Here is a 3,795-nt window from a genome sequence, read left to right on the forward strand (position 1 = left end):
CGCCCGCGCGCCCCCCACTACCGGTGGGTGCCGACCGTTGGTCGGCACACCCTGAAGGCCCCCGCCAGCCACGGCCGGGGCCCATCCACGCTAGAATTACCCCCTTATCGAGTCCCCCAAGCCGCATATGAGCCACTACGAAGGCGATCTTCGCACTCCCGAGTCGGCGCGCTTCGCCATCCTGGCCAGCCGCTGGAACGCCCGCATCACCGACGCGCTGGTCGCAGGCGCCCGCCTGAGCCTGGCCGGCAACGGCATCACCGAAGCCAACATCGACGTGATCCGCGTGCCGGGTGCCTGGGAACTGCCGCTGGTGGCTGCACGCCTGGCCGCCGCGCATGAACACGCCGCCATCCTCACCCTGGGCTGCGTGATCCGTGGCGACACCCGCCACTACGAACACGTGGCCGACCGCTGCGCCGAAGGCCTGATGCGCGTGCAGCTGGATTTCGGCGTGCCGGTGCTGAACGGCGTGCTGGCGGTGGAACGCGTTGAAGACGCCGAGGCCCGCGCAGGCGGCAGCCACGGCAACAAGGGCGAGGAAGTCGCACTCGCCGCACTGGAAATGGTCAATCTGCTGGAGCAACTGCCATGAACAAGAACACCCAGGGCAAGCCCTCCGGTAAACCCGTCCGCCGCGATGGCGTCGATCCGGTGCTGCGCTCGCGCGCCCGTCGTCGTGCCGTGCAGGCCATCTACGCCTGGCAGATCTCCGGCGGCAACGCGCAGTCGCTGATCGCCCAGTTCGCCCACGAGCAGGCCCGCGAAATCGCCGACCTGGCGTACTTCGAGGCGCTGGTGCACGGCGTGCTCGACAACCGTCGCGACATCGACGAAGCGCTCGGCCCGTACCTGGACCGTGGCATCGAGGAAGTGGATGCGATCGAACGCGCGGTGCTGCGCCTGGCCGCCTACGAGCTTCGCTACCGCCTGGACGTGCCGTACCGCGTGGTGATCAACGAGGCCATCGAATCGGCCAAGCGCTTCGGTTCCGAACATGGCCATACCTACGTCAACGGCGTGCTGGATCGTGCCGCCGTGGAATGGCGCAAGGTCGAATCGGGTCACTGACCCGCCTGTGGTAGTGCCGGCCGCTGGCCGGCAGCTGCAGGGATCCTGAGGTTGCCGGCCAGCGGCCGGCACTACCGCCCACCGCGCCTTGCGCGGCACGTACAACAGCGGGAACGCCCCATGTCCCTGGCCGAATTCGCCCTCATCGACCGCATCCGCGCCCGCACCCTCGAGCGCGACGACATCCTGCTCGGCATCGGTGACGACGCCGCGCTGTTGCAGCCGCGCGCCAACGAACAGCTGGTGGTCACCGCTGATACGCTCAACAGCGGCGTGCACTTCCCGGTGGAAACCCCGGCCTTCGACATCGGCTGGAAGACCCTGGCGGTCAATCTGTCGGACCTGGCCGCGATGGGCGCGCGCCCGGCGTGGTGCACGCTGGCACTGTCGCTGCCGGAAGCATCTGAAGATTGGATCGAGGCCTTTGCCGATGGCTTTTTCGCCCTGGCCGACCAGCACGACATCGCGCTGATCGGTGGCGACACCACGCGCGGTCCGCTGTCGCTGTCGGTGACCGCGATGGGCCAGGTCGGGCGCGGCCAGGCCCTGCGGCGCGACCGCGCACAGGCAGGCGATGACATTTGGGTCAGTGGCACGCTCGGCGATGCCGCCGGTGCGCTGCGCCTGTGGCAACAGGGTGCGTTGAGCATCGCCACCGCCACGCTGCTGGCCGACTACGAAAGCCTGCGCCTGCGCCTGCTGCGGCCGGCACCGCGCGTGACCCTGGGCCTGCGCCTGCGGGCCTTCGCGCACGCGGCGGTGGACGTGTCCGACGGCCTGCTGGCCGACCTCGGTCATATCGCCACGCGCAGCAACGTGGCCGCACATGTCGATGCCGACTCGCTGCCGATCTCGCACGCATTGCGTGAGCTGCTCGGTCGTGAGGCCGCACGCGACTGCGCACTGCGCGGTGGCGACGACTACGAGCTGTGCTTTACCGCGGCTGCCGACCAGCGTGACGCGCTGCACTACCTGGCCGAATCGCTGGACGTGCCGCTCACCCGCATCGGTCGGATGGCCGGAGGGCAGGGCGTGCATGTGGATGGCGAAGCCGCCGACGGCGGCTACCAGCACTTCGCGTAGCCGCAGCGGTACTGCCCTGCTGGGTCAACCTTCGGGGTGGGGTCAGATCCCTTTGCGCCGCAAAGGGATCTGACCCCAAGTGAAGCACATCGATGTTGCTCTGGTAGGTGCCAACCTTGGTTGGCACGGATGTGTCAGCATCCGGTGGCACATCCATGTCGACCAAGGTCGACACCTACCAACGCGGTCTGGTTATACGTGCGGAACTGGCGCACCGAAGCGGTTGTCGCCCGGCGTGCTGGGCAGCACCAGGAACACCAGCAGCACCAGGCTCGCAAACGGCACGAACGCCAGCAGCATCCACCAGCCCGAGCGATCGGTATCGTGCAAGCGGCGAATGGTTGCGGCAATGCACGGCAAGGCGAACACCAGCCACATCACTACGCTCAGCCCGGTAGCGACCAGCGCCAGGCCCTGCGAACCACTGTGGCCGGCATAGAAGCTCAGCAGATACAGCGGGATCGAAACGATCAGGATGAACAGCTGGAACCACCAGAACTCGCTGCGGCTTGCGCGGCCATTGAACTGTGCATAGCGTTTTGTCAGTGGAACCATCATCTTGTGCATCAGTACCCTCCAGGAAAGAAGAGAGCACTATCGACACTGGTGCACTGACGGGCCATACAATTTCTTGCAAACACGAGCCCCAATTGCCCTGACTGTGGGCACTTCGACAGCTGCCATGGTTGTGTGCTCACGTGCAGTGCAACTGCACATCCACATATTCAGACAGCCCTCGGCACGCCAGAAGCAAGCCTTCGCGCACGTCCTCTCCAATCTGTTGATCTTCATCGCCATCCACACGCGTCCGTTCGCTCGCATGCAGCAGTTCCAGCAACACGGTCAGCCCGGCATTGGCGCGGTCCGCGCGTGCCATGGCCATCCGGTGACCCGACGTGTGACCCTTCTTTGGCCAGGGTTGGCCGTCGGCGGCGTCCACCTGGCGGATGCGCTGCAGGCATGCCAGCAGCGTGGTGGCTGAAGGTGCGGTACTGCCTTGGGTGGCACTGAGTGTGGTTTCGAGCGTACGGGCGATGGCCTCGGGCAGTTCGTTGGCGGCCTCGCCAAGGGTGGCGAACAGGTACGGGTAGTGTGTGGCAGTCATGGCGGCTTCCTTGTGCGTGCGACGAAGGAGCCACCCTGCTTAACAGCGAGGGTGGCGGACGGTGCGTGGTTGCAATACCGGTGACCGATGTACAAACGCCGGCGGGCACAAGGCCCCCATGCACCGCCCGCCACGTGAGCGCGGACAGAATGCCTGCCGACGCCGCCCGGGGGGATGGGCGACGCCGGCAGGCAAGCGTAAACAACATCGATCAAACGGGATTGCAAGCCCGTGCCACCCGTTGTCGGTGGCGCCACATCATTTGCGGGAAGCGCCAGCACTGCCAATGAGAAAGATTTGAAAATTCAAAAATGTTGCAGACGCGTGGCGCGCGCCTCGGCATGGCAATCGCGACATTCCTGTGGAGCCGAACTCATGCTCGGCTCACCGCAATCTGATCGAAAAGCAGCCGGGCATGGCTCGGCTGTACAGGAACAGCGTTGTGCGGGCGTACTGCGAGAAAAGACAATCGCGATGGCGCATGTCTTGTTTGGCTGGTTGCAGCTTTCGTACTGCGGATGGATTTGCAACAAGTT

General features: G+C 65.7%; 6 protein-coding genes. 4 read left to right on the plus strand and 2 right to left on the minus strand.

Features of this window, described 5'->3' with window-relative positions:
* Positions 1 to 127: 127 nt before the first annotated feature.
* The 3 genes from ribH to thiL all read left to right on the plus strand — a co-directional run bounded on the left by ribH (position 128) and on the right by thiL (position 2,154).
* The gene (gene ribH, locus ACM0PB_RS19840; protein ID WP_005415267.1) at positions 128 to 595 is read left to right on the plus strand and encodes a 6,7-dimethyl-8-ribityllumazine synthase; all 468 of its coding nucleotides are present in this window, start codon (positions 128 to 130) and stop codon (positions 593 to 595) included.
* A complete protein-coding gene (gene nusB / locus ACM0PB_RS19845; protein WP_005415268.1) occupies positions 592 to 1,071 on the plus strand; it encodes a transcription antitermination factor NusB in 480 nt (159 codons plus the stop codon). The genes ribH and nusB overlap by 4 nt, the downstream gene beginning before the upstream one ends.
* Before the next feature lie 120 nt (positions 1,072 to 1,191).
* Positions 1,192 to 2,154, plus strand: coding sequence for a thiamine-phosphate kinase (thiL, locus tag ACM0PB_RS19850; protein ID WP_065186775.1), 963 nt, complete (start codon positions 1,192 to 1,194; stop codon positions 2,152 to 2,154).
* 192 nt (positions 2,155 to 2,346) lie between these two features.
* Here the strand turns inward: thiL and ACM0PB_RS19855 are convergent, their stop codons facing one another.
* Positions 2,347 to 2,721, minus strand: a complete 375-nt coding sequence (locus ACM0PB_RS19855) for a DUF805 domain-containing protein (RefSeq protein ID WP_065178775.1) — start codon at positions 2,719 to 2,721, stop codon at positions 2,347 to 2,349.
* 127 nt (positions 2,722 to 2,848) lie between these two features.
* A complete protein-coding gene (locus tag ACM0PB_RS19860) occupies positions 2,849 to 3,259 on the minus strand; it encodes a hypothetical protein (protein WP_065178774.1) in 411 nt (136 codons plus the stop codon).
* Between the two features lie 231 nt (positions 3,260 to 3,490).
* On the opposite strand from ACM0PB_RS19860, the gene ACM0PB_RS19865 reads away from it, so the two are divergent.
* On the plus strand, positions 3,491 to 3,795 hold a 305-nt coding region (locus ACM0PB_RS19865; protein ID WP_495495132.1), incomplete at its 3' end, for a hypothetical protein.

It is taken from the genome of Stenotrophomonas sp. AR029, from assembly GCF_047520695.2.
Taxonomy (GTDB): domain Bacteria; phylum Pseudomonadota; class Gammaproteobacteria; order Xanthomonadales; family Xanthomonadaceae; genus Stenotrophomonas; species Stenotrophomonas sepilia.

What these genes read in the sequence shown, in the direction of transcription:
- ribH (WP_005415267.1), top strand. Translation starts at nt 128, where the DNA reads ATGAGCCACTACGAAGGCGATCTTCGCACTCCCGAGTCGGCGCGCTTC.
- nusB (WP_005415268.1), top strand. Translation starts at nt 592, where the DNA reads ATGAACAAGAACACCCAGGGCAAGCCCTCCGGTAAACCCGTCCGCCGC.
- thiL (WP_065186775.1), top strand. Translation starts at nt 1,192, where the DNA reads ATGTCCCTGGCCGAATTCGCCCTCATCGACCGCATCCGCGCCCGCACC.
- ACM0PB_RS19855 (WP_065178775.1), bottom strand. Translation starts at nt 2,721, where the DNA reads ATGCACAAGATGATGGTTCCACTGACAAAACGCTATGCACAGTTCAAT.
- ACM0PB_RS19860 (WP_065178774.1), bottom strand. Translation starts at nt 3,259, where the DNA reads ATGACTGCCACACACTACCCGTACCTGTTCGCCACCCTTGGCGAGGCC.